Genomic DNA, 22,304 nt, shown 5'->3' on the forward strand with positions numbered 1-22,304 from the left:
TAAAAGTGCAAACAATGTGCATTATATAAAAAATTACGCTCAAAAAAGGCGACCTAAGTCGCCTTTGCTATTAATCGTTTTTTAAATGCTTATCAAAAAAATCGAGAAACGCTTGTAACGTTTTAATTCTATGCGGCTGATAAGACAAGTAATGGTCGCCATCTTCTAGCTCAATGTAAGTAACATCTTTATCTTCGTCATCTAATTCATCTTCCATTTCTCGACTATGGTAAATAGGGACAACACTGTCGTCGCTACCATGCACAAGTAAAACAGGTTTGTTAATTGATTTAGCAAAATTAACCGGCGAATTGGCCTCTAACTTATCGCTATTTGTTCCAAACTGTTTTCGTACTATGTCTTTATTTGTAAAGTGTCGGGCTTTACTCACAATATGCTCAAGGTCAGTTACCCCTGCAAAACTTGCCGCACATTTAAATGTTTCAGGGTGTTTAATAACAGCCATTAAGGCGGCATATCCACCATAGCTTGCGCCACCAATACAAATTTTATCTGGCTGAGCAAACCCTTGGTCTATTAACCAGTTAGCTCCATCTTGTAAGTCATCTTGCATGGCTAAACCAAAACCTTGGATCGACTGCATTAAAAAGTCATAACCATAACCACTTGAGCCACGAAAGTTAGGCTGTAACACGGCATAACCATTATATGCCAGTAGCGCCGTCCAATAGTCAAAGCCTGCATAGTCGCGCGCCATAGGCCCACCATGTGGAAATATAATAGTGGGTAACTTATCGCCTTTCTCATAGCCAACAGGCAGCGTTAAGTAGCCTTCTATAATAAGCCCGTCACGTGCTTTATAGCTAATGTGTTCTTTACCGGCGTATACGCTTTCGTTAATGTGTGGGTAAACGTCTGCAAAAAATGTTAAATCACCTCGCTTTCTGTCACCTAACATGTAGGCGCCTGATGTTTTATCTGAGCTGACATACAGTACATATTTTTGCTGATCGTCGCTGGTGCTAACAATATCCATTTCAAATGAATCTTTAGGTAATGATGCTCGTAAAGAGCGATGTAGCTTGTCTAAGTCTTCATCCCAATACGCAATACCATCTTCTAAATGCGAATGCGTAAAGCCTGCCACTTCGCCAGTTTTACGGGAGTAAAAAATATCGCCATCTACATCATACTTGTCGTCGCTAAAAATGAGCTCACGTTTGTTAGTTGTTAGATTAAGCTTAAATAATGCATCACGCCCTTCATGTAACGCAGTGATGTATAAAAAGTTAGGGTCTTTATCAAAGCCAAGTATCGAAATGCTTTGCTCACTAAATACTTCGTAGCTAAATAGTGTTTGCCACGACTCATTTTGCTCGTTGTACAGCTCGTAAGTGAATTGTGTTTCATCCATTTTTTTAGCAATACGAACCTTGCCTTGTCTATCAGCAAACCAACTGGTTACATCTGCACGAGCACGTTGTATTTGTTTTTTGCGTAAGGTAGTTAGGTCAAGTTCATACACAGCTGGGGTATTGGCAATTTTAAAATCGCCCTGCACGAGTATTTTATTTTCTTGCTCCGGTAAAAAGCTAATAATTCGGTCAGAAAACTGAGGCTGCTTTTCATCACGCGTGTTGTTTGCTCTAAACGCCAGTTTTATTCCTTTATCATCACTTAGATTATACGAATACATTAATGTAGACGCATACTTAACCCCACCAAATTGATATTTAATGTATCGTGCGCCCAATAACAACACATCATTATTTGCCCAACTAAACCAGTCAAAAAATACAGTGTGGTTATCCGATTTAATAATCGGCTTGCCCTTGCCTGTTGTAAGGCTTTGCACCATTAAAACTAAATCGCCATCAAGGTTTCTAACATACGCAATGTTATTTCCATCTGGTGAGAGCTTAACTTGGCTTATGCTTTTTAAGCCTGCAAACGCTTCTATGGGTAGCTTTTTATCAGAGGCTGATAGGCAGCTAAAACTAAGTAGGGCAAATACTAAAGTGAGGTAAAGTTTAGACATTCAATATCCTTTTGTTTTTATAAGTAACGCTTAATGAGTTAACAGTAAGTGTATAAAGTTAATCTGTTATTTTACAATTGTGGCCGCTTTAGTACAAATTTATCTTTAGTAGAGCTAAAGTAGTCTCCACCCATTTTACCTACGCTGTTTAATCGCGTGGGGTCTATATAGCCATTCACTAACACGTTATCGTCAATATAAATCCCCACCACGTTGAGTAGCATAACTTTGCCGCCACCTGGTTCGTCGCTTATCTGAATAACGTCTCTTAAAGTGCACTCGTATCTTACTTTAGCCGCTGCGGCGCCTGGGGATGTTACGTGTGTACTGCCGATTGTTTCAATATTTGCCGCCTCAAATTCACTTACATTATGTGGATAATTAGCGCAGCTTTGATTCATTTTTTCTACTAGCTCTTCACTAACAATATTAACCACGCAGTTGTTAGTGGCTTGAAGGTTTAAAAGCGTGTCTTTATTGGCTTTGTCGCGTGGGTTTACTTGGGTCACGCTCAGCACTGGCGGGTTACAACTGGCCACTGTAAAAAAAGAGTAAGGGGCAATATTAGCAATCCCCTCCTTACTAAGTGTGCTTACCCAAGCAATAGGCCGTGGGCTAATCCCCCCCACTAAATACGAGTAAACATTGTGCTGCGTGCTTTGCGTTAAATCTAAAAACATAATTTTCCTTTATACGTCGTACTGCAAATCGTAAAAGCGCTTTATTGCGTACAGTATTTCATAACTGCAGCCACTTTTTTAAATATGCGCAAAAAAATAAACATAGTGTGGTTTAAACGCGATTTACGCCTTAGCGACCATCAACCACTTAAAAATGCATTTAGTGATGATTTACCCACGTTACTGCTATACAACTTTGAGCCACTAATGCTTGAGGATGCACATTATAATGCGCGCCATTGGCGTTTTGTTTATCAATCAATAGGCGAAATAAATCAGCAGCTAACTCGCTATAAAGCAACACTGTATCTTTTTAACCAAAACATGCTGACACTGTTAAACACGCTTAATCAAACATACCAAATAGCAAACATATTTAGCCATCAAGAAATTGGTTTAAACAATACTTTTGAGCGCGATAAAGCCGTTGCTATATGGTGTAAAGCTAACAAAGTTAACTGGCTTGAGTCACAAACGGGCGCCGTTATTCGCGGCAAAAAAAACCGTAAAGATTGGAACGCACGCTGGCAACAAACAATGCAGGCCCCTATTGCTATTCCTAATTGGAAAAACATAAAAACCATTACACTTAATAACTACCAAACACCTAAATTGCCCGACAGCTACACGCAAAATGATGAAAACTTTCAAGTAGGTGGGCCTTTAACTGCGCACACAATATTGCAAAGCTTTTTTGCTGAGCGCGGTAAGGGATATCAAAAAGGCATATCTAGCCCCAGCTTAAGCCGTATTCATTGCTCTAGGCTTTCACCTTATTTAGCGTGGGGTAATATTAGCCTTAAACAGGTGTACCAAATGGCTATTGATGCATACCATGCAAAACACTCAAGCAAAAAAGGCTGGAAACGCCCGCTTGCTGCATTTGTATCGCGTTTGCATTGGCACTGCCATTTTATGCAAAAATTTGAAAGTGAGAGTACGATGGAATTTAAAGCGCTCAATGCTGGGTATCATCAGTTCCCATATAGAAACGATGACAACGTACAACACGATATTGAGCGCTGGGCACAAGGCCAAACGGGTATACCCATTATTGATGCCTGTATGCGCTGTTTAAAAACCACGGGCTATATTAATTTTAGAATGCGCGCTATGTTGGTTAGCTTCGTTACGCATCATTTAAATATAAGCTGGCAGCAGGCAAGCTTACCTTTGGCAAATTACTTTTTAGACTTTGAACCTGGCATTCATTACCCACAAATACAAATGCAGGCCTCAGTTACGGGTATTAACACCATTAGGCATTACAACCCGATTAAACAGTCTGAAGATCAAGACCCAACCGGCGCCTTTATTAAAAAATGGTGCCCCGAACTTGAAAAGCTACCGATAGAATATTTACACGAGCCTTGGCAACAAACACCAATGGAAGCGCTGTTTAACGACTTTAAACTTGGTGAAGACTACCCCGAGCCAATGCTTGATTTAACTCAAGCCTCCAAACAAGCGCGCGAACGTTTATGGCAATACCGCGAGCGCGCCGATGTTAAACGTGCAATTCCTAACATATTAAAAAAGCATGTAGGGCTTACTCGCACACAAAAAAACACCGCAAAAAGTAATTAATATGGCACATAAAAAAAGTCACTTACCACAAAAAATGTGCCCTGTTTGCAATAAGCCTTTTGCGTGGCGTAAAAAGTGGCAGCGCGATTGGGATAACGTTATTTACTGCTCAGAGCGTTGTAAACGTAATAAAAAGTAAAAGGTATTAATCCTTTATGCTATGCGTGAGCTGGCGTCTATTTTGCAATGGTATGAATAACTCGGCTTTTAAGGCTGTATTTAGGTGTTTTATGTAAATAGCACTTACTCAGCCTGAAAAGCTTACATGCAACGCAAGGAGAAGATGATGACGATTAAAAAAACGGCAAACTCAACCTGGTCAGGCGATATTAAAACAGGTAAAGGCAGTATTTCTACACAAAGCGGCGCACTTGATAAACAACCATTTGGTTTTAATACTCGCTTTGAAGACGAGCCAGGCTCTAACCCAGAAGAATTAGTGGGAGCTGCGCACAGTGCCTGCTTTAGTATGGCGCTTTCACTTGCACTTGGCGATGCCGGTTTTAAAGCCGATAAAATTGATACTAAAGCCACCGTAAGCCTTGATGAGGTTGATGACGGCTTTGCAGTCACCCATATAGCGCTTGAAGTAAAAGCACGTATTAATGATATTGCTAACGAGCAATTTCAGGCATTGTGTGAGCAAACTAAAAAAAGCTGCCCTATTTCAAAGCTACTTAATACAGAAATCTCCCTAAACGCAACGCTCGACTCAACCGCATAAAACGTAATTTTTAAACCTTACGGTTTTACGCGTTAAGCCAGGTAACCTGTTACTTGGCTTAGCACTCATCCCTAACCCTTTTTGAGTTATTTGAGTTTAATAACTCATTTAGCAGTGCTATACCCATCCCTAAAGCAGGCCAAACTACCCATAAATTATTTGGCGATGTAATTAAGTTTATCGCGGTCAAAAATACCAAAGCCACAAAGTAACGTTTTAAATTATCAAAAAATGCTGGTGTATTCATGTTTGCTCTCCTCTTAAAATGTAAGGTTATTATTGCCTTAATTTTTAAGCTTTGGAGGTGTTATTTGTCATTAGTTAATATGACATTAGTCATAAATTTATAGCAGCCCCTTCAAGCGCATCTCTACAAATACTTATACAAACATACAGTTACTTACAATTATTTAAATGTATTTTAAAGAGAATTTAATATAATACCTTTTCTAGATACACCTATTTAATTATAAGAAAGGATACTTATGCGCTGCTTAATACCACTCTCTTTGCTTGCACTTAGCTGTACAGCATCAGTAAACGCTGAACAATCAGCATCAAAGCAATGGTTTAATACAATTAACTACGCAAAAATTGATTCTCGCTATTACAGCGACAATGTGTACGGATTATCTACGCATTATTACTTTGAAGAGCAACAAAGCTCGGGAGTATGGGATGATTATGGCTACCTAGATACAGATAGTAATATAGGCTTAAATTACTTTAATTCTGATGGTTATAGTAGAAAAGGGATTTTTGGAGAAGGCTTTTACGGTAATGCTTTTGCAACCATAGAGTTGCCTAATATTGGCGATACTGATACCTACTCACTTGGCATAGGTTACTTATTTGCTGATTCGCTAAAAGTATCTGCACGTATGGTAGATTACGAATATGGTGACACTGTTTATTTATTTAAAGCGCAATATAATCACCAAATTAATGACACCGACTACATTGGTTTTACTGTTGAGACGGATGATGAAATAGAGTCGTGGGACTTATCATCACGTTACTTTGCTCACCTTTACGATGAACGCTACTTTACTATAAATGCTGACTATCTCGATGCTGGCGATGATTCAATTTTTAATGTGTTGGCAAATTATTACTTTAATAAGCATGTTGCAGTTGGCGGTGGTTTATACGACTCAGATTTAGTTGTTGAAGGTAAATACTTTATTAACGATAACTACTATTTTACAGCTAATTACACCGATAACGATGACTACGATATATACAATCTCAGTTTTGTAGCTCAGTTTTAGTAAATACAAAAAAGCCGCCTTGCTGGAGTCACTTCAGCTAAATAAGGCGGCTTTTATATTAAAACAGCTATAACTTACATATTACCTAGCTCTATCATCATTGCGGTATACATACGTAAATTAAGCGCTAATTGCTCAAGCGTAATAAATTCATGCTCTGAGTGGCCGGTATAACGTTTGCCTGGCATTGAAGGGCCAAACGAGACGGCATTATCAAATAGCTTTGCGTTAGTGCCGCCACCTATTGATACAAAGTCAGCTTGTTCGTCACCTGTAAAATGTTTAAAAATATCGAGCAGCTTTTGTGCGTGCGGTGCGTTATCTAACAGCATAGGTGTACCAATAATGGTCTCGACATTAGTAAGCGTTACGTTATTTGCAGTTTCCCATTCCTTAATCGCGCTGTTTATTTGTGCTTTAAGTAAGTTTTCATCTTTACCAACTGGGCGGCGCGCGTTAATGGCTAACGTTAGTGCGTTACCATCGCGTTCAATTACGGTAGGGGCTACGCTCATTGGGCCCATGAATTCATGCTCGTAGGCAATATTACCAAATTGCTTACCATGAATATCTAAACCAATTAATTGATTTACAAATTTTATAAGCTGCCCATCGCTATTATTTTCAAGTGCGACGTCTTTAAATAGCTCGCTCAGGTGTGCAATAGCATTAACGCCCGACTCTGGCTCTGATGAGTGCGCAGACACCCCTTTTACAGTTATTTTTAAGCCTTCACCTTGCTCTTCAAAGTTAAACTCAACTTCACTAAGTGTTTTAGCTTTAGCTTTTAATGAGTTAATAACTGCAGCGCTTGCGTTATGCAGCACTAAGCTTGCATCTTCTGGTATTTGGCTTTTAAACGCGCCGCCCGCTAAATCACTCACATACATAGCAGTTTGTTTTGAGGTAGCATTAAAAGTAGGAGCAATTAAGCTCCAGCCTTTCTCGGCTACTACAACTGGGTATGATGCATCAATGGTTACGGCGTATTTTGGCTGCTCGTAGGTTTTCATAAATTCTGTAAGCGGGCCCCAGTCAGATTCCTCAGCTAGGTAAATCATCAGCTCTATGCGGTTATCAAGCTCTATGCCTTTATCTTTAATCGCTTTCATGGCGTATAGTGCGGTGGCTATTGCGCCTTTATCGTCTTCGGTACCGCGCCCGACTAATTTGCCAGGCTCTGAGGTATCAATAATAAATGGGCTTTGCTTCCACTTACTGGCATTGGCAGGTTGTACGTCTCCGTGGGTTACAACGGTAACCTTTTCGCTTTGATCTCCCATGCCTATAAGCACGGTGTAGCCTAGGTCTTGGTAATCAAACCCAAGCTCTGCAGCTTTCATTTTTAATACTGATTTAAAATTAATAAAGTCAGGATTTTGTGGCGCGGGTATCGACTCTTTATTTACCGTAGGAAAAGCCACTAAATTAGTTAACGTGTGAATTTGTGATTGTTGATAAGTATTCACAGCGTAATCGGCAACACTATCAATATTTGTATGTAATTGTGCATGTGCGCTAAAAGCAAATAAAGCACTGCAAAGCAAAGCTAACTTTTTCAAAACGTATCCTTTTGTATGAATCATTACTACCAATGCGCAATAATAAATCGCTTAAATAATTAAATTGGCATTAAAGCTAAATTATACCGCCAAGCAATAGTATTAAATAGCGCTTTGCGGCAGGGTTACAACAATCGCGCTTTAAATTTAGATAGCGGCTTACATTGCATTGGTTGTATAATGCGCGACCTTAATTAATCAGAGTATTAGTACTAATGAACCGCCGCAAGAAAATCGTCACCAAATTTCAGAAAAAAGATAAACGTGCTAATGCTAAATTGCATAAAAGTAATAAACCGGCGTATGTATCAAAAGCAGAGCGTGAAAAACTAGCTTTAGAGGCGCAGCAAACAACCAACGCCGAGCAAGTTACGCCAACAACAGATTAAACTTAAGCGCCAAGCAGCATATTCTCAACGCTTTATATGGGTTTAAAATGCGTAACTGGCACTTATATTAAATGAGCGCCCTTGCCCAGCTAATTGAGTAAACCCCGTGCTGGTACCTTGCTTAAGCGCTGCAATACTTACCCCGCCTAGGGGTAATTGGTAAAACGTATCAAATAAGTTTACCACCTCAATACCCAGCGTAAGCGCATCAAAAGAAGCTTTAGAGCTTATATTAACTAAGCTGTAACTAACGGTTTGGTTTTCTAAGCGGTTAACATCAACGCGTGATTTTGTATCTACCCATTGCCACAACAATGCATTTTCGAATATCCCTATTTGCTGGCTTAATGAGAGCGCTGTATGTAACGGCTTAATTTGATAAAGCGGTTGGTTAGTGTCGCGGCGCTTACCACGAGTGCTCGTTATGTTTGCTTTTAATTGCCATTCGCCAAACTGTGTTGATTGATAAAGTGCCTTACTTATATCAAGCTTTGCGCCATAAAGTGTGGCGTCAACATTAGTAAAGCTTAAAATGTTACGTGTTGTATTTGCTAATCCATAACTATTAAAACTACGTACAATATCTGCATCAATGTAGTCAGTTATATCGGTGTACCACACATTAGCACTTACCCGCCACGCATCATTTTTTGCTGTTTTTGAATACGTTGCACTGATGGTATTTGCGGTTTCTACATCAAGCTCTGGGTTACCAATATAACCATTAGCGTCGCCGTACCAGCCAATCATAGTGCTTGCCATATTACTTACACCCCAGCTGTAGCGCTCATATAAATTAGGGGCTCGGTTTTTACGGGCCAGGCCTAATTGTAGCTCGTCATAAAGTGTAAATTGATAATTAGCTAATACATTTACATCAACTAAGGTGTCGGTTTTGTCTCTATCAGCATTGTTGAAGTTATTGGCAGCTAGCGCATTATTGGCAGTTGTCATTGTGCTCATACTGCCCGTATTCATCATGCCATCGTTATAGGCTTGTACTTCATCAACCTGTGTATTAACACGCTCAACCCTTATACCCGTATTTAACCAGAGCTTGTTATTGATTTGGCTTTCATATTCTGCAAATAAGGCAATACGCTCACGCTTACCGTTATTAATATTTATATAATCATTTGGCCCCATCATCGTTGAGCCTTCAATCGCCGGCCACCAATCATCAATGCGGTAATTATAATATTCTTGTCCAAGTAGTAATGAGCTATTTTGATCAAGTGTAAGGCGCCATTTAAGCTGTGTGCTTATGTCTTTTGCATCTGTTTTCATGGGCATCATGCCGGTTTTTTCTTTACTAAAAAAACCCATTTCGTGTTTAACGCTATGCCAATTAACTTGTCCTTGTAGCTCGCTGTTTTCAAAACTGCGCTTATATTGGGCAATAGCGCCATAACTGGTGTTATCAGTCATATCCATGTACTGGTTAGCAAAACCCTGATACGGTATTTTTTGATGCGTAAGCTTTATCACAACTTGCTGTTTATCGTCACGTATCGCGCCAGTTAGGCTGTGGTTTTGAGCCCGATATAATGTATCAAGTACCACATTACCCTTTCCATCTTTGTAGCTGTTGGCATCACTAAACGAGCCTTGATAATTAAGGCTCACAGTATCGCTTGCTAAACGTGCTCCCACACCTAGCTTTCGGCCGCTATCAACACTGCTGTACTTAGCCGAGACATAGCCTGAATGCCATGCTAGCTCACTACTTTCGCTGTATTGTGGTGAAATTGAGTTAACGCTTATTACACCTGCAATGTTATCGCCACCAGCACTCACTGGCGAAACACCAGCAACTACATTGTAAGCCGTTACTTGATTAGCTGATACGTAGGAAAGAGGCGGGTTCATCTGATTAGCGCACGCTGCAGTAACCTCTGCGCCATCAACCAGTACTTTTACTCTATCGCCCATTAAACCATTTAAAATAGGTAAGTTAGACACCCCGCCCGCAGCCGAAAAATCAACACCTAAATTGCTAAGCATTGCCTCTGACGAACCAAGCGATAAGTGCTTATTGTGTACCTGCCCATGCACTTCAATAATTTCTAAAGTGTTATCATCTGCAAATACTGCAGGAGATAAAAGGCCAGTTAATAAAAGTGCTAAAGGAGAGAATAAATAAGAATGTTGGATATGTTGAATATGAGCCATTTATAATTTATGCCACTGTTATATATGGCATAAATTATATTATGTAGTTACAAGTTTAGAGCGCGACAAAATGTCGCACTTTGAGAACTTACTGCCACTTAACTCGCGTTAAGCTTTGACACTGTAGCAGAAACAGCATCTGCGCCGCGTTCTATTTCTTGAATTACTTCTGAGACTTTCGCTATTAGCTCTCGGCCTTGCTCTGAGGAATCAGAGACAGAGGTGATTTGCTTTGAAATATCGTTAGTCAGCTCTTGGTTGTTTTTAACTACGGTTGCAATTTCGTTGGTTGAACTGCTGGTGCTTGCTGCAAGCTGCCTAACTTCATCGGCTACCACGGCAAAGCCTCGCCCGTACTCGCCCGCTCGGGCGGCTTCAATGGCTGCATTTAACGCCAATAAATTAGTTTGATCGGCAATACTGCTTATGGTCGACACAATAGAGCCGATAACTGCTGACTGCTCATTCAGGTTTTTAATTAAATCAACCGATTTAAGTACTTGGCTTACAATTGCATCTGAGTTTGCAATTGCATCGTGTAATATATCTGAGCCCGTTTTAGCCGTTTGCGCACTCGACACCGCCGATTCATACGCAATTTGTGCGGCCTCACTAACGGCTTCGTTGTCTTTTATGCGATCGGTAATATTAGAGGCAAACTTCACTATTTTTATCACTTTGCCTTTATTATCTAAAATGGGGTTATAAGTTGCCTCTAGCCATATTTGCGAGCCATCAGAGGTTATGCGTTTAAACTTACCCGACTTAAACTGCCCATCGCTTAGCTCTTCCCAAAACCGAGGGTTATTTTGATAAAAAGAGTCAGTACAAAACATTTTGTGATGCTTGCCAACTATTTCTGCAAGTGAATAACCCACCGTAGATAAAAAGTTATGATTTGCTTTAATTATAGTGCCATCGGGGTTAAATTCTATTGTAGCCAGCGCCTTATCAAGCGCTTCGGTGAGCGCTTCTTGAGATTTTCGCTGTACATAATTTTTTGTAATATCCGACGCTATTTTAATAACCTTAGTAACCACCCCGTTTACTTCAACAGGGAAATAAGTAGCCTCTAGCCACAGCTTTTCGCCATTAGCGTTAAAGCGCATAAAGGTACCGCTTGTTGAGTTTGCCCCTTGCAGCGCTTGCCAAAATTGGCTGTACTCACTCGACTTAGCGTAGTCTGAATCGCAAAACATCCGGTGGTGCTTGCCTATTACCTCTTCTCTTTTGTAGCCTACGGTATCTAAAAAAAGATCATTAGCGTCTAAAATTTTTCCCTCGGGTGTAAATTCAATATACGCTACATGGTTATAAATAGCGGATAGTACTGATTTACTTTCATTGAGTTGACGTTCCAATTCTTCAACTTTGGCGTTATCTTTTCGTAGACCAAACATGTGTTAAACCTTTAGGGAATAATAATAGGATGACAATAACAAACAAATATAAAAATAATATGTAAGCTAGCAATAAATGTAACAACTTTGTAAATATAGGTGTTTTTTAGTTTTTCTGCTAGCAATTAAACACTTGCTAGTGAGCTGCTTTGTAAAAACTTTTTATAAATTAATTTAATAAGTAGCACTTTTTGCCTGTTAACAAAAGTAAAACAAGCCAAAAATACTATTTTTATACATGACGCAGTACACTTTTTAACTTAAAATAGCCATCTCACTGACACACTCCACACCTAATATATGTTTACTCTCCACACAGTTAATGTGTGGCTATTCACTATTTTTAAAATCAAAGTTAAAGGATCTTCTATGAGTGCAGATGTTGCGTCGGCATCTAATCAGTTAAATAAAGCTGCTATTTTATTAGTGTTAGCACTAGGTACGTTTATTTTAGGATTATCAGAATTTTCAATGATGCCTATGCTGCCGCTGATCAGTGAAACGTTTGGCTCAACCCCTTCGCAAAGTGGCTATGCAATTAGCGCCTATGCTATTGGCGTTGTGGTAGGCGCGCCGGTATTAATGCTTACAACGGCCAATATGCGAAAACGCAAAGCTTTGCTGATTTTTTTAAGCCTAATGTGTATTTCTAATGGTTTGAGTGCATTAGCAACCTCATTAGAGCAGCTCGTTATTTTTCGCTTTTTAAGTGGCTTACCTCACGGCGCTTACTTTGGTGCCGCTATTTTGCTTGCCTCCGATATTGCCCCTTCGGGTAAACGCGCAAGCTTTATGTCAAAAGTATTTATGGGCTTAACCATTGCGACCATCGTTGGCGTGCCTATTGTTACCTTGGTGGGGCAAAATCTAAGCTGGCGTTATTGCTTAGGTGGCGCTGCGGTTTTAGCGTTTATTGCGTTTATATTTGTATACAAAGTAGTGCCAAATATTGATAACGCTAAGCCATCTAACTTACTTAACGAGTTTGGCGTACTTAAAAATAAACTGGTGTGGTCTATTTTAGGTATTGTTATTATTGGCTTTGGCGGCGTGTTTTGTATTTACACTTACATTGCCGATACAATTTTAGATGTAACTAAAACAGCCCCTTACACTATTTCTATCGCTATGGTGATGTTTGGTATTGGTTGTACGTTAGGTAATTACATATTAGGTAAAGCGGCCGATAAATCTGCCATTAAAACCACAGGCCTTGCACTGGTGTGCACCATCGTATTTGCAATTGCCTACGTTAGCGCAAGTTACAATATTTGGATGCTGTATGCGGTTATATTTTTTATTGGTTGCAGTGTAGGTTTGGCAACGCTTATTCAATCTTTATTAATGGATGTAGCCCCAGAGGGCCATGCAATGATTGGTGCATTAGTACAATGCGCATTTAACACCGCAAATGCTATCGGCCCTTGGGTTGGCGGGGCTGTTATTGCACAAGGTGCAGCGCCTAACCAAACAGGTTATGTCGCAGCGGCGTTGTTTTTAGGCGGCTTAGTAATGTGGTTTTTAAGCTACTTGCAACTTAATAAACAACAACCCGCAGCACAAACGTGTTAAGCATATAAAAAGAGCGGCTAATACAATTAGCCGCTCTTTTACTTTAACAAGGGTATTTAATCACCCACCTTACTGGGCCTCTAATGACGCCATATCAATAACAAAACGATAGCGTACGTCTGATTTTTCCATTCGCTCATACGCGGTGTTTATTTGGTCAATATTAATCATTTCGCACTCTGGCAATACGTTATTTTTGCCACAAAAATCTAGCATCTGCTGGGTTTCTTCTATCCCACCAATTAGTGATCCTGCGATGCGGCGGCGACCCATTAAAAGAGGCACAGTGTTTAGCTCCTCTACAGGGCCAACTTGCCCAACAATAACTAGCGTCCCATCTATGTCTAATAAGGGTGTGTAAATAGACAAATCGTGCTTAACAGGTACGGTGTCAATAATAATATCAAAAGCCGACTGCGACGCTTTCATTGCATCTTCGTCAGTCGACACTAAATAATGCTGCGCGCCAAGTTTTACTGCGTCATCTTTTTTAGACTCACTTCGCCCAACCACTGTTACACTCGCGCCCATGGCTACGGCATTTTTAACAGCCATGTGACCTAAGCCACCAAGCCCTACAACGGCAACACGGCTGCCTTTTGTAACGCCCCACTTATGTAATGGAGAGTAAGTAGTGATACCTGCACATAATAAAGGGGCAACGCGCGAAAGCTCTAGACTTTCGGGGACTGATAGTACAAATTCTTCACGAACAACAATATGTTTAGAATAGCCACCTTGGGTCATCTCGCCGGTTACTCTATCTTTACCTGCGTATGTGCCTACCATGCCTTCTTGGCAAAATTGCTCTTCGCCGTTATCACACTGTTTGCAGCTTTGGCATGAATCAACCATGCAACCTACCGCTACCGTGTCACCTTTTTCATAGTTTTTAACAGCGCTACCAATGGCTTTTACTTTACCTACAATTTCGTGCCCAGGGACTAACGGGTAACTGCTGCCTCCCCAGTCATTGCGCACTGCATGTAAATCAGAGTGGCATACGCCACAATATAAAATTTCAATTTCTACATCGTTATCGCGTAAATCGCGGCGCTCAAAAGTATATTCACCTAGTTGCGCACCTTCGCTTTTTGCTGCATATCCTACTGTTTTCATAACAACTCCATAGTCTGTAAAAATTTAAGTCGTCTACCTTTTCGCTTATTTAAGTGCTTTATTTTAAAACTAATCCCATAAGGGCTGTCTCTAAAAACACCTGTATGCACTTTGATGTGGTTTACACTAACGCCGGCGCAGTGAATGCACCCTGACCAAAAAAGCCCAACAAGGTTGGGCTTTTTTAACTTAAATGTTGGTTACTTATCCAGTAACGTATTTATCTCATCAATGAGTGAATGTATACGTTCAGCATTTTTTCCTAAATCGCTTCGCCCCACCCGTGACTTACTGCGTATATCGACAAAGCGCTGGCTGCCTTCGTCATTGATACGCACAACTACATCGTCTTTAAAACCAAACCATGTGGTGGTATCCGTTGCTTCTACAATGCCCGTAGCTGCATTAACATTAACAAGCTCAAACCCTAAATTTTTAACCGCTTGCTCGGTAGCAGCCAATAAGTCTGTTTTTGATTGTGCATAATTTAGTGTTTTTAGCTCAGGGTAAGCTTTGCGTTGCTGCGTGGCTGTTTCTTCTCCTGCGTATTCAGCTGGGTTTTTAGCATCCGCTCGCAGCGGTACAATTGCCACAAATTTTGGCGGGTTAATTAAATCGGTCGAAATATCATGGATCGCGGGTACGCTTTTAGCCTTGCTCATCATGCTCAGTGGCATTGCAATCGCGATGGCTGCAAACACCAATGCCATTAAAGTGCTGCCCATGCTAAGCGTTTTACGCATAAAAATAACCTGTATAACAAGCAGCACTAATGCAGCGCCACCCACATACACACCAAATCTAAACCCTGCAAACGCAGTACTTAGTTCAACAAACCCATACTTATATAAAGGCCCTGGCAGTAAAACGAGTAAAAAAGCGATTAAACTTACTAAGCTCACTAAAATTTTCATTATTATGATTCCTTTATCATGTGTGATCTTTAATTTTAAGTATTTGAAACCAGTACATTATACTGCCAAGCACTGGGTTTAGATTACAATTAACAGCTCACGCCACTGTATAGTGATACTTAAGTGCTTTAAATAATAAGCTTTGTTCAAAAACCTTAAAATAAGCTAATTAAAACAACTAAATAACGCATTTTTATTATCAAGCAGCGGCGCTTTAACCTTAAACTAACGTACCTAGGCTGGCGTGTCAGTATCATTACACAAAAAAGTCTAAGGTCGCGCTGTTAAAGTTACTTAAATTAGGAAAAATATCAACCAGCTCAGAAACAGGCACGCCAAACCACTGCGCTAACGTTGCAAAGTATTGCTCGTTAGCCACTTGCGGAATTAACCGCCCGCCTCCGGTATCGTATTCGCCCTCTAATTGCTGAGTAAGTAACTGGCCATAAATAGAACGGCCTTTTACCGCGCCGCCCATTACTATTTGATTACCCGCCCAGCCATGGTCGGTGCCATCTCCGTTTGAGGTGAGCGTGCGGCCAAAGTCCGACATAGTAAACGTGGTGACTTTATCATTCATGTTTAGCTCTTTCATGGCACTGTTAAACTCGCTGAGCCCTTGAGCTAGCGTATTTAATAATGCAGGGTGCGCAGTAAGCTGATCATCGTGGGTGTCAAATCCCCCCATAGAGACAAAAAATACTTGGCGCTGTGTACTTAACGACGACTGCACACTAATAGCTTTGGCCACTGCGGCTAATTGCTCACTCAAGCTAGTATCGCTAAAGGTGGTAGTAAGCGCTGGGGCTTGTTCAAGCGCACTGTTCATCGTTTGCGTGTTGGTAATTGCGCTATTTAAGCCATTCGCATATTCACGCCCTAGTACATGGCTTGCATTGCCTAACAAGCGGTTCATTATGTTAGTAACGTGCTCAGTGCGGGGCTGATAGCCACCAAAGGCGTTAATTGTGCTTATGCCACTTTTGTTAAGCGCAAAGGCACTGGTATTTGTGCCTGTTTGCCATAAATTAGTGCCATCGAGAGAGATATTTGCCGCAAACTGATCCTCTACAGCTAATCGCTCTAGCATACGTGCGCCCCACCCACTGTTTAAAGAGGCTTTTTCTCGGCCGTACATCCATGACGCTTGCTGATCGTTATGCGAAAATAAATGCTTAGGTAAAGGCACCGCATTATTTTTGTAATCTGTTAATGTGGTAGGGGTAAGTAACGTGCCTACGCCACCAACAAAGGCTAAATCATCCGACTCAAACACGCTCTGTAAAGGCGCTAGTGAGGGATGAATACCCACGCCACCTGCAAACTGCTGAGAAACACTTAACGCTAGCGGATTGTCTACTGCGAGGTTTTGCCGGCTTTGCTCGTATAAACTACGCTGCTCTCCCTCAAGGGGTAGCAACATATTAAGTGAGTCGTTTCCGCCATATAAAAATACACACACTAGGGCTTTATAATCACCGAGTTCTGTTGCATTAGTTGCCCCCGTGAGTGCTTGTAGCTGCAAACTGGTTAAAGCGGCTGCCGATACCCCGCCTTTTAAACATAATGACAAAAAGTCTCTTCTATTTAGGCTCATTATGCGCTCCTAATACTGCACGTTAAATTCAGGTGAAATAGCAATCATGTATAACAAGTACGAAACCCTCACACGGTACTGATCCTCGTCAAAGTAGGCATCTAAATCAAGCAAAGCTTGTGTAGTGTCAGCGCTCATATTGCCGGCAAAATACAGGGTATTGTATTGCTCTATTAGTGCGCTAATGCCATTTTGCGCCAAGTAATCCATATCGCTTTGTACATAAACATAAATTCCTGCAGGGTTTAACTCGGTATGCGCTTCGGCTGTACTCCAAACCAAACTTGCAAATAAGGCATTCATTGTGCCTATTAAAGTCGCATCGTTGGCTATTTGTAATTCAGGCGCTACCAAACCTTGCGTGCGTAACGCCGCACTTTGGTAATCGGGTCTAAAAAAGTTAAATACAGAGCCCGACTGCATGGGGCCTTGCCCATAGCTATCGACTAAGTTCCACGTTTTATAATAACCTTGCTGCGACTTCGCATTAAGGTTTCGCCAAAACTGCACGGTTTTTAAAAGTGGTTCTTTAATTTTACCTTGATAGCTAAGTACACTGCCAAAATGGCGCGCTTCGTCATCTAAATAAATAGCTTTAACAACTGCGGCTAAATCGCCTCGCACACCACTTCCATTATTGTTAAATACACGTGCAACGCGCTCTACATATTGCGCAGTAGGGTTTGAGGTAATTAACCGCTGAATAAGATGCTTAGAAATAAACGGTGCTACGTTGTCGTGATTAAATAAATTATCGAGGGCTATTTTTAGCGACTCCTCTGGCCCATAACCTGGCGGTATAACCTCATTATTTAATAGAGCTTTTTCTTTATCCGAATGGTATTCGCTGTAAGCTTGCATAGGGTTTATATAATCACGGCTTTTGCGTTTAAAGGTTTCGCTGCCGGCAAATGTCCAGCCTGTAAATACACGCGCAAACCCCTGTATTTGAGCCTGCCCGTAAGTTGCTATGCTATTACCGTCTGCATCTAGTTTAGCGGTGCCATCAAGGTTTAACTCATCTAGGCCAATGGTAAATAATTGCATAACCTCACGGGCGTAATTTTCATCTGGGCGAATATTAAGTGCCTCATCAGCTTTTTCGTTCCCTAAATGGCTTAGGTACGTGCCCATAATTGGCGAAAGCGTTACCTCTTCGAGTAACTCTCTAAAATTGCCAAACGCATGTTTAAGTAATAAATCGTAGTAAGTGACCATGCCCTCTGGTTGTGCACGCAAATCGCTATTTTCATCCGATACAACCAATATTTCACTCAGTGCAAATGCAACGCGTTGGCGTAGTTGATCGTCACTTTGTAGCACCGCTTTCCACCATGCATCTATGCGGCTTATATATTTAAAGTCTTCGTCATCTTCAAGTTTTACCAAGTAGTTTCGATGGTAGCTAACTGGCAGTGCTATTTGGTTATCGAGCCATTGTTGCTCACTTAAACCTTGAGCACTGTTTATTTCAGCAAGCGTTGGGCCCATGCTAGCTTGGTGTAATAACCTAGCGGCGCTGTGTATGTCCATGCTGTTTTTGGCTACAAATGTAACGGTTTGAGTGTTTGTTGCCCCTTCATTATCGGTGGCTGTTACGCTAAATGAATACGTTATAGGCTCATAACTTTGCGCAGCGGGTATAGTAAGGCGGGTACTTAACGCATCTAATGGTTCATTCAATAACGTGGTGCCCGCAGTTTGTTGCCAAACCACACTGCTTATTGTGCCGTCTTCATCGCTTGCTGTTGCAATTAGCTCAATGGTTTGGCCTTTAGTTAATTCGCTGGGTATGTCGGCAACCGACAAGGTAGGAATTTTATTTGAATTGACGGTGAGCTGGTCATCGCCGCCTGAGCCACCACAGGCGCTTAGCAATAAAGCACAACTTGCTAATAAAACTGATTTGTAATGCATGTTAAATCGTCATCGTAAATTAAAGAAGGTACGCGTGTATGTACCGAGTTTGATACGATTATTGAAACACAAAATTTACAATTTAACCTTTTATTTTTTGTAACCGAGCGCTATTTAACTGTTTTGTCGTTAATATTAACCTCAATAATGGGCTTTTTTTTATTAAAAACATTCACCTTATTAGCGGCTTTAGCCACACGTTGCCAAGGCGTTTGTAGGTTCTCGTAAATTGGCCGCCAATACGCATCCATTACACTGTTGTGCCCGCGGTCGTTATTGCCAACCCCCACGGTAATTTTACCTACGTGATGCGCTTTTATCAGCGTGCCACAAGCTCTATCCCAAATGGCTAACGCTGAGCCTAGGTTACGGTCAAAATGTTTTGGGTTATCGCTGTGATGAATTTGGTGCTGAGCTGGGCTAATTAACCAATTTTCTATTTTTTTACCAAAGCTCCACCACACATGTGAGTGACGTAAATTAGCGCCTAACGCATTAAAGGCAAATACAAATACATTAGCCCCCAAAATATCTAACATTGATAAATTTCGGCCAAAGCAATACACACAAACGCCCACTACAAAACCTTGGGCTAACGCCATTCGACAGGCATATAAATAGCTTTCAAACGGGTGGCTGCGATAAATGGTCATTGGGGTGAGCACTAACGCGCTATGATGTACCTTATGAAAATGCCACAAAAACGGCACTTTATGCAGTGCTAAATGTAATAAAAACCGTGTTAAATCATCAAATATAAACAATAAAACGGTAAAAATAACTAACACCACAGTACTTGGCAGCTGCCATACTGCGCGCTCACCAAAAAGCCATTGCAGGGCATCACTTACGCCAATAGCAACAGGCACCATAGTTAACACTATAGGCACCCACAGCGCGGCTTTAAGTAAACGGTTTATAATTAATAATTGGTAGTCGAGCTTGGCACTTTTACTCAGCCAAATACGCTTACTAAATAAATAGCGCCCCAGCCCACGCCACGTGCGCTTTTTTTGCTGCGCACGGCCCGAGAAATACAGCAACATTGCAATCAATAACGCCGCAATGCTATAGCCAATAAAAATACGTTTATTGGCATCAAACAAATAATTTGGCGTTTGAAGAAGCGTTTGCCATATAGTCTCGAGCATAACTTACCTCTTAAAATTGATATTTGTAACCCACGGCTACGCTACGCGGTTTACCCGGGCGCGCGCCATATGGGCGACGACTAACAATGTTATCTTGGTCAAACAGGTTATCTACCTTAGCGTAAATATGCCCATATTGATCAAGCTCGTAGCGCGCAGCAATATCTACAACGGTTGTAGCGGGTACCTCGACACCTGCTAACGGTAATGAAAAATCATTCCCTGTGGTGTTACCAAGCTCACCAGCGGTATAAGCTACGCCAGCGGCCTCTGGCATTTCTGAGGTGTATTTTATTAATACATCAACCGACCAATCGTTATGTGCAAGGCCTAAGCTCAGCGCAGCTTGATGGTTAGGCAAGTACGGTAAATGATCGCCCGGGCGAATATGCCCCCACTGCGTAAATTCGCTAAATAGCTCTTCTTTAAACTCACTTTGCGTGTAGGTATAAGTTAAGCGTACCGGCATATCAATGTGCTTATTTAATGCGTAAGTGTGTGCAAATTGAGACTCCACGCCCCATACATCCACTTCCCCACCACTAAACTCGCGGTCAATTTCGTTTTCGATTCCACAGTTTGACTGGCCACAGCTTTCTACTAAGTTTGAATAATCATTAAAAAAGCTCACTACTTCCACTTGGCTGTTACCGTTGTTGTAACGGCCACCAAATTCATAGTTTACGCTTTTTTCAAACTCTTCATCTCCTTCACGTACAGGGCTAGATGGGCTTGAGGGCACAAACCCTTGGTGTACACCAAAAAGTAACCCTGCATTGGCCGATAATTGGTAAAAGCCACTTAAACCAGGTAACCAAATACGGCTCGATTTATCTTGCCAATCGTTTTCTTGTCCAGGGGCGTCATTTTGATACGACATATCCATTAACTCGCCGCGCACGCCTAAACCAAGAGTTAGCTTATCGAAGGTTACTTTGTCCTCAATATATAACGACCACGCATCGGTAGATTCGGTATTTTGTGTGGTAAATACACTCGCGGTGTCTGTACGGGTGTTAACCGCGTTAACCATGGCGTATGTGTCTTCAAAATGATCGCGCTCTATTTCATCTTGATGAAAACGCACCCCAAATGAGAGTGAATGTTCAAGCCCAAACGCAGCGACTTGCCAATCACCATCAAACTGTATGCCTTGTGAGAAAAAGGCTCTGTCGTTCGTTCCCATGGTTAAAAACACATTGCTTTCACCACTTTGAACCGAATCGGCTTGGCCACTAATAACGCTGTATTCACGCTCAAAGCGTGTTGGGTCTGCCAAAATATCCGACAAACTACCACTGCTGTTAGTAACCGCGTTGAGTTTAAGCCACGCACGTTCAAAATCGTTGCGATAGGTGCGGGTTGTAAGGGCAAAATTGTCGCTGCTAAGCTGGTGGGTAAACATCACTTGCGTATGCTTAGTGTCCATATTTGCAGGGCCACTGGCGGCATAACGGCGATACGGTGTTTGCTGGTAATCTTCTTCGGTTAACCCAAGGTAGGTTTCGTTAGAAAGCTCATCTGAATAGGCCAGCTTTAACTCAAAGCGTTGCTTAAACTGCTCGCTATTAAGTGTGTAATCTAATTTAACTAATAAATCGTCTTTTTCAAAGCCAGTATTTTGTCCGCCATCAAGCTCTTTAAAACCGTCACTTTCTAGGTGAACGCCTTCAACTAAAAAGCCAAACTGCCCTTGGCGGTTACCATAATACGCGTGCGCTTTTTTATAGCCATCGGAGCCTGCTGAAATATCAAGCATACCGCTGGCATCATCAGGTACTTGACGCGAAACTAAATTAAGCGTACCCGCCACCGTTTGCGGGCCATAATGTATGGCTGCTGGGCCTTTAAACACTTCAACTGCGGTCATGCGTGTAGTAAGCGGAAAATAATAAGCCGCCGGTGCCGAATACGGCGCAGGGCCAATTAAAACACCATCTTCTAAAATGGTTATTTTTTTACTACGTTCAGGGGTTACTCCCCTAAAACCAATGTTAGGCCTTAGCCCAAAGCCGTCTTCTTCGCGTATGTTTACCCCAGGCACCTGCGATAAAATACGATGAATATCATCAAACTCAAATTGTTCCAGTTGCGCTTCGCCAATTAAAGTTGCCGAGCCTGCTTCGGTGCGCAATTTATCGTTATGGCTAATTATTTGAATATGTTCTAATTCGTTTTTTTGCTCTGCCACTGCTTGGCAACTTACGGCCATAAGCAATGCAATTGTAAGTTTATTGTATTTCATTGTCG

The 22,304-nt window shown here is 41.4% G+C and carries 18 protein-coding genes; 6 read left to right on the plus strand and 12 right to left on the minus strand.

Going from position 1 to position 22,304, the window contains the following annotated elements; translation table 11 throughout:
• Positions 1 to 70 precede the first annotated feature (70 nt).
• Entirely contained in the window at positions 71 to 1,999 is a 1,929-nt protein-coding gene (locus PSH50_RS04150; protein ID WP_273609292.1) for a S9 family peptidase, read from the minus strand.
• Positions 2,000 to 2,070: 71 nt separating this feature from the next.
• Positions 2,071 to 2,679, minus strand: coding sequence for a flavin reductase family protein (locus PSH50_RS04155; protein WP_273609293.1), 609 nt, complete (start codon positions 2,677 to 2,679; stop codon positions 2,071 to 2,073).
• Positions 2,680 to 2,763: 84 nt separating this feature from the next.
• On the opposite strand from PSH50_RS04155, the gene PSH50_RS04160 reads away from it, so the two are divergent.
• The 3 genes from PSH50_RS04160 (at position 2,764) to PSH50_RS04170 (ending at position 4,990) form a co-directional block, all read left to right on the plus strand.
• A complete protein-coding gene (locus tag PSH50_RS04160) occupies positions 2,764 to 4,266 on the plus strand; it encodes a cryptochrome/deoxyribodipyrimidine photo-lyase family protein (protein WP_273609294.1) in 1,503 nt (500 codons plus the stop codon).
• A 1-nt stretch (position 4,267) separates the two neighbouring features.
• Positions 4,268 to 4,405: a DUF2256 domain-containing protein gene (locus tag PSH50_RS04165; protein ID WP_024034255.1), complete on the plus strand. Its 138-nt coding sequence runs from the start codon at positions 4,268 to 4,270 to the stop codon at positions 4,403 to 4,405.
• 147 nt (positions 4,406 to 4,552) lie between these two features.
• Positions 4,553 to 4,990 carry an OsmC family protein gene (locus PSH50_RS04170; protein ID WP_024034256.1) on the plus strand — a complete coding sequence of 146 codons (438 nt, stop codon included), beginning with the start codon at positions 4,553 to 4,555 and terminating at the stop codon, positions 4,988 to 4,990.
• A gap of 58 nt (positions 4,991 to 5,048) precedes the next feature.
• Here the strand turns inward: PSH50_RS04170 and PSH50_RS04175 are convergent, their stop codons facing one another.
• Positions 5,049 to 5,237, minus strand: coding sequence for a 2TM domain-containing protein (locus PSH50_RS04175; protein ID WP_024034257.1), 189 nt, complete (start codon positions 5,235 to 5,237; stop codon positions 5,049 to 5,051).
• Positions 5,238 to 5,475: 238 nt separating this feature from the next.
• Between PSH50_RS04175 and PSH50_RS04180 the strand changes: the two genes are divergently transcribed.
• Positions 5,476 to 6,261, plus strand: a complete 786-nt coding sequence (locus PSH50_RS04180) for a putative porin (RefSeq protein WP_273609295.1) — start codon at positions 5,476 to 5,478, stop codon at positions 6,259 to 6,261.
• Between the two features lie 74 nt (positions 6,262 to 6,335).
• Here PSH50_RS04180 and PSH50_RS04185 read toward each other — a convergent pair whose 3' ends face one another.
• On the minus strand, positions 6,336 to 7,823 hold the full coding sequence (locus PSH50_RS04185; protein WP_273609296.1) for a dipeptidase: 1,488 nt from the start codon (positions 7,821 to 7,823) through the stop codon (positions 6,336 to 6,338).
• Between the two features lie 215 nt (positions 7,824 to 8,038).
• Between PSH50_RS04185 and PSH50_RS04190 the strand changes: the two genes are divergently transcribed.
• A complete protein-coding gene (locus tag PSH50_RS04190) occupies positions 8,039 to 8,212 on the plus strand; it encodes a DUF2986 domain-containing protein (RefSeq protein WP_273609297.1) in 174 nt (57 codons plus the stop codon).
• A 42-nt stretch (positions 8,213 to 8,254) separates the two neighbouring features.
• Here the strand turns inward: PSH50_RS04190 and PSH50_RS04195 are convergent, their stop codons facing one another.
• On the minus strand, positions 8,255 to 10,384 hold the full coding sequence (locus PSH50_RS04195) for a TonB-dependent siderophore receptor (protein ID WP_273609298.1): 2,130 nt from the start codon (positions 10,382 to 10,384) through the stop codon (positions 8,255 to 8,257).
• A gap of 98 nt (positions 10,385 to 10,482) precedes the next feature.
• Positions 10,483 to 11,784 (minus strand): PAS domain-containing methyl-accepting chemotaxis protein, encoded by a 1,302-nt coding sequence (locus PSH50_RS04200; RefSeq protein WP_024034262.1) that lies wholly within the window; start codon positions 11,782 to 11,784, stop codon positions 10,483 to 10,485.
• 369 nt (positions 11,785 to 12,153) lie between these two features.
• On the opposite strand from PSH50_RS04200, the gene PSH50_RS04205 reads away from it, so the two are divergent.
• Complete coding sequence (locus PSH50_RS04205) at positions 12,154 to 13,356, plus strand: MFS transporter (protein ID WP_004587418.1); 1,203 nt, start codon at positions 12,154 to 12,156, stop codon at positions 13,354 to 13,356.
• Between the two features lie 69 nt (positions 13,357 to 13,425).
• Here the strand turns inward: PSH50_RS04205 and PSH50_RS04210 are convergent, their stop codons facing one another.
• From PSH50_RS04210 to PSH50_RS04235, 6 genes are all read right to left on the minus strand, one after another.
• A complete protein-coding gene (locus tag PSH50_RS04210) occupies positions 13,426 to 14,475 on the minus strand; it encodes an NAD(P)-dependent alcohol dehydrogenase (protein ID WP_273609299.1) in 1,050 nt (349 codons plus the stop codon).
• Positions 14,476 to 14,675: 200 nt separating this feature from the next.
• A complete protein-coding gene (locus tag PSH50_RS04215) occupies positions 14,676 to 15,389 on the minus strand; it encodes a DUF1499 domain-containing protein (protein WP_273609300.1) in 714 nt (237 codons plus the stop codon).
• A 256-nt stretch (positions 15,390 to 15,645) separates the two neighbouring features.
• Positions 15,646 to 16,986 carry a DUF1501 domain-containing protein gene (locus PSH50_RS04220; RefSeq protein WP_273609301.1) on the minus strand — a complete coding sequence of 447 codons (1,341 nt, stop codon included), beginning with the start codon at positions 16,984 to 16,986 and terminating at the stop codon, positions 15,646 to 15,648.
• Between the two features lie 9 nt (positions 16,987 to 16,995).
• A complete protein-coding gene (locus PSH50_RS04225; protein ID WP_273609302.1) occupies positions 16,996 to 18,903 on the minus strand; it encodes a DUF1800 family protein in 1,908 nt (635 codons plus the stop codon).
• 110 nt (positions 18,904 to 19,013) lie between these two features.
• The gene (locus PSH50_RS04230; protein ID WP_273609303.1) at positions 19,014 to 20,054 is read right to left on the minus strand and encodes a sterol desaturase family protein; all 1,041 of its coding nucleotides are present in this window, start codon (positions 20,052 to 20,054) and stop codon (positions 19,014 to 19,016) included.
• A gap of 10 nt (positions 20,055 to 20,064) precedes the next feature.
• Positions 20,065 to 22,299 carry a TonB-dependent receptor gene (locus PSH50_RS04235; protein WP_273609304.1) on the minus strand — a complete coding sequence of 745 codons (2,235 nt, stop codon included), beginning with the start codon at positions 22,297 to 22,299 and terminating at the stop codon, positions 20,065 to 20,067.
• Positions 22,300 to 22,304: the final 5 nt, after the last annotated feature.

Source organism: Pseudoalteromonas sp. Angola-7 (genome assembly GCF_028599255.1).
Lineage (GTDB): Bacteria > Pseudomonadota > Gammaproteobacteria > Enterobacterales > Alteromonadaceae > Pseudoalteromonas > Pseudoalteromonas atlantica.

Coding starts and splice junctions, on each gene's coding strand:
- PSH50_RS04150 (WP_273609292.1), bottom strand. CDS start 1,999: ATGTCTAAACTTTACCTCACTTTAGTATTTGCCCTACTTAGTTTTAGC.
- PSH50_RS04155 (WP_273609293.1), bottom strand. CDS start 2,679: ATGTTTTTAGATTTAACGCAAAGCACGCAGCACAATGTTTACTCGTAT.
- PSH50_RS04160 (WP_273609294.1), top strand. CDS start 2,764: ATGCGCAAAAAAATAAACATAGTGTGGTTTAAACGCGATTTACGCCTT.
- PSH50_RS04165 (WP_024034255.1), top strand. CDS start 4,268: ATGGCACATAAAAAAAGTCACTTACCACAAAAAATGTGCCCTGTTTGC.
- PSH50_RS04170 (WP_024034256.1), top strand. CDS start 4,553: ATGACGATTAAAAAAACGGCAAACTCAACCTGGTCAGGCGATATTAAA.
- PSH50_RS04175 (WP_024034257.1), bottom strand. CDS start 5,237: ATGAATACACCAGCATTTTTTGATAATTTAAAACGTTACTTTGTGGCT.
- PSH50_RS04180 (WP_273609295.1), top strand. CDS start 5,476: ATGCGCTGCTTAATACCACTCTCTTTGCTTGCACTTAGCTGTACAGCA.
- PSH50_RS04190 (WP_273609297.1), top strand. CDS start 8,039: ATGAACCGCCGCAAGAAAATCGTCACCAAATTTCAGAAAAAAGATAAA.
- PSH50_RS04195 (WP_273609298.1), bottom strand. CDS start 10,384: ATGGCTCATATTCAACATATCCAACATTCTTATTTATTCTCTCCTTTA.
- PSH50_RS04200 (WP_024034262.1), bottom strand. CDS start 11,784: ATGTTTGGTCTACGAAAAGATAACGCCAAAGTTGAAGAATTGGAACGT.
- PSH50_RS04205 (WP_004587418.1), top strand. CDS start 12,154: ATGAGTGCAGATGTTGCGTCGGCATCTAATCAGTTAAATAAAGCTGCT.
- PSH50_RS04210 (WP_273609299.1), bottom strand. CDS start 14,475: ATGAAAACAGTAGGATATGCAGCAAAAAGCGAAGGTGCGCAACTAGGT.
- PSH50_RS04215 (WP_273609300.1), bottom strand. CDS start 15,389: ATGAAAATTTTAGTGAGCTTAGTAAGTTTAATCGCTTTTTTACTCGTT.
- PSH50_RS04220 (WP_273609301.1), bottom strand. CDS start 16,986: ATGAGCCTAAATAGAAGAGACTTTTTGTCATTATGTTTAAAAGGCGGG.
- PSH50_RS04225 (WP_273609302.1), bottom strand. CDS start 18,903: ATGCATTACAAATCAGTTTTATTAGCAAGTTGTGCTTTATTGCTAAGC.
- PSH50_RS04230 (WP_273609303.1), bottom strand. CDS start 20,054: ATGCTCGAGACTATATGGCAAACGCTTCTTCAAACGCCAAATTATTTG.
- PSH50_RS04235 (WP_273609304.1), bottom strand. CDS start 22,299: ATGAAATACAATAAACTTACAATTGCATTGCTTATGGCCGTAAGTTGC.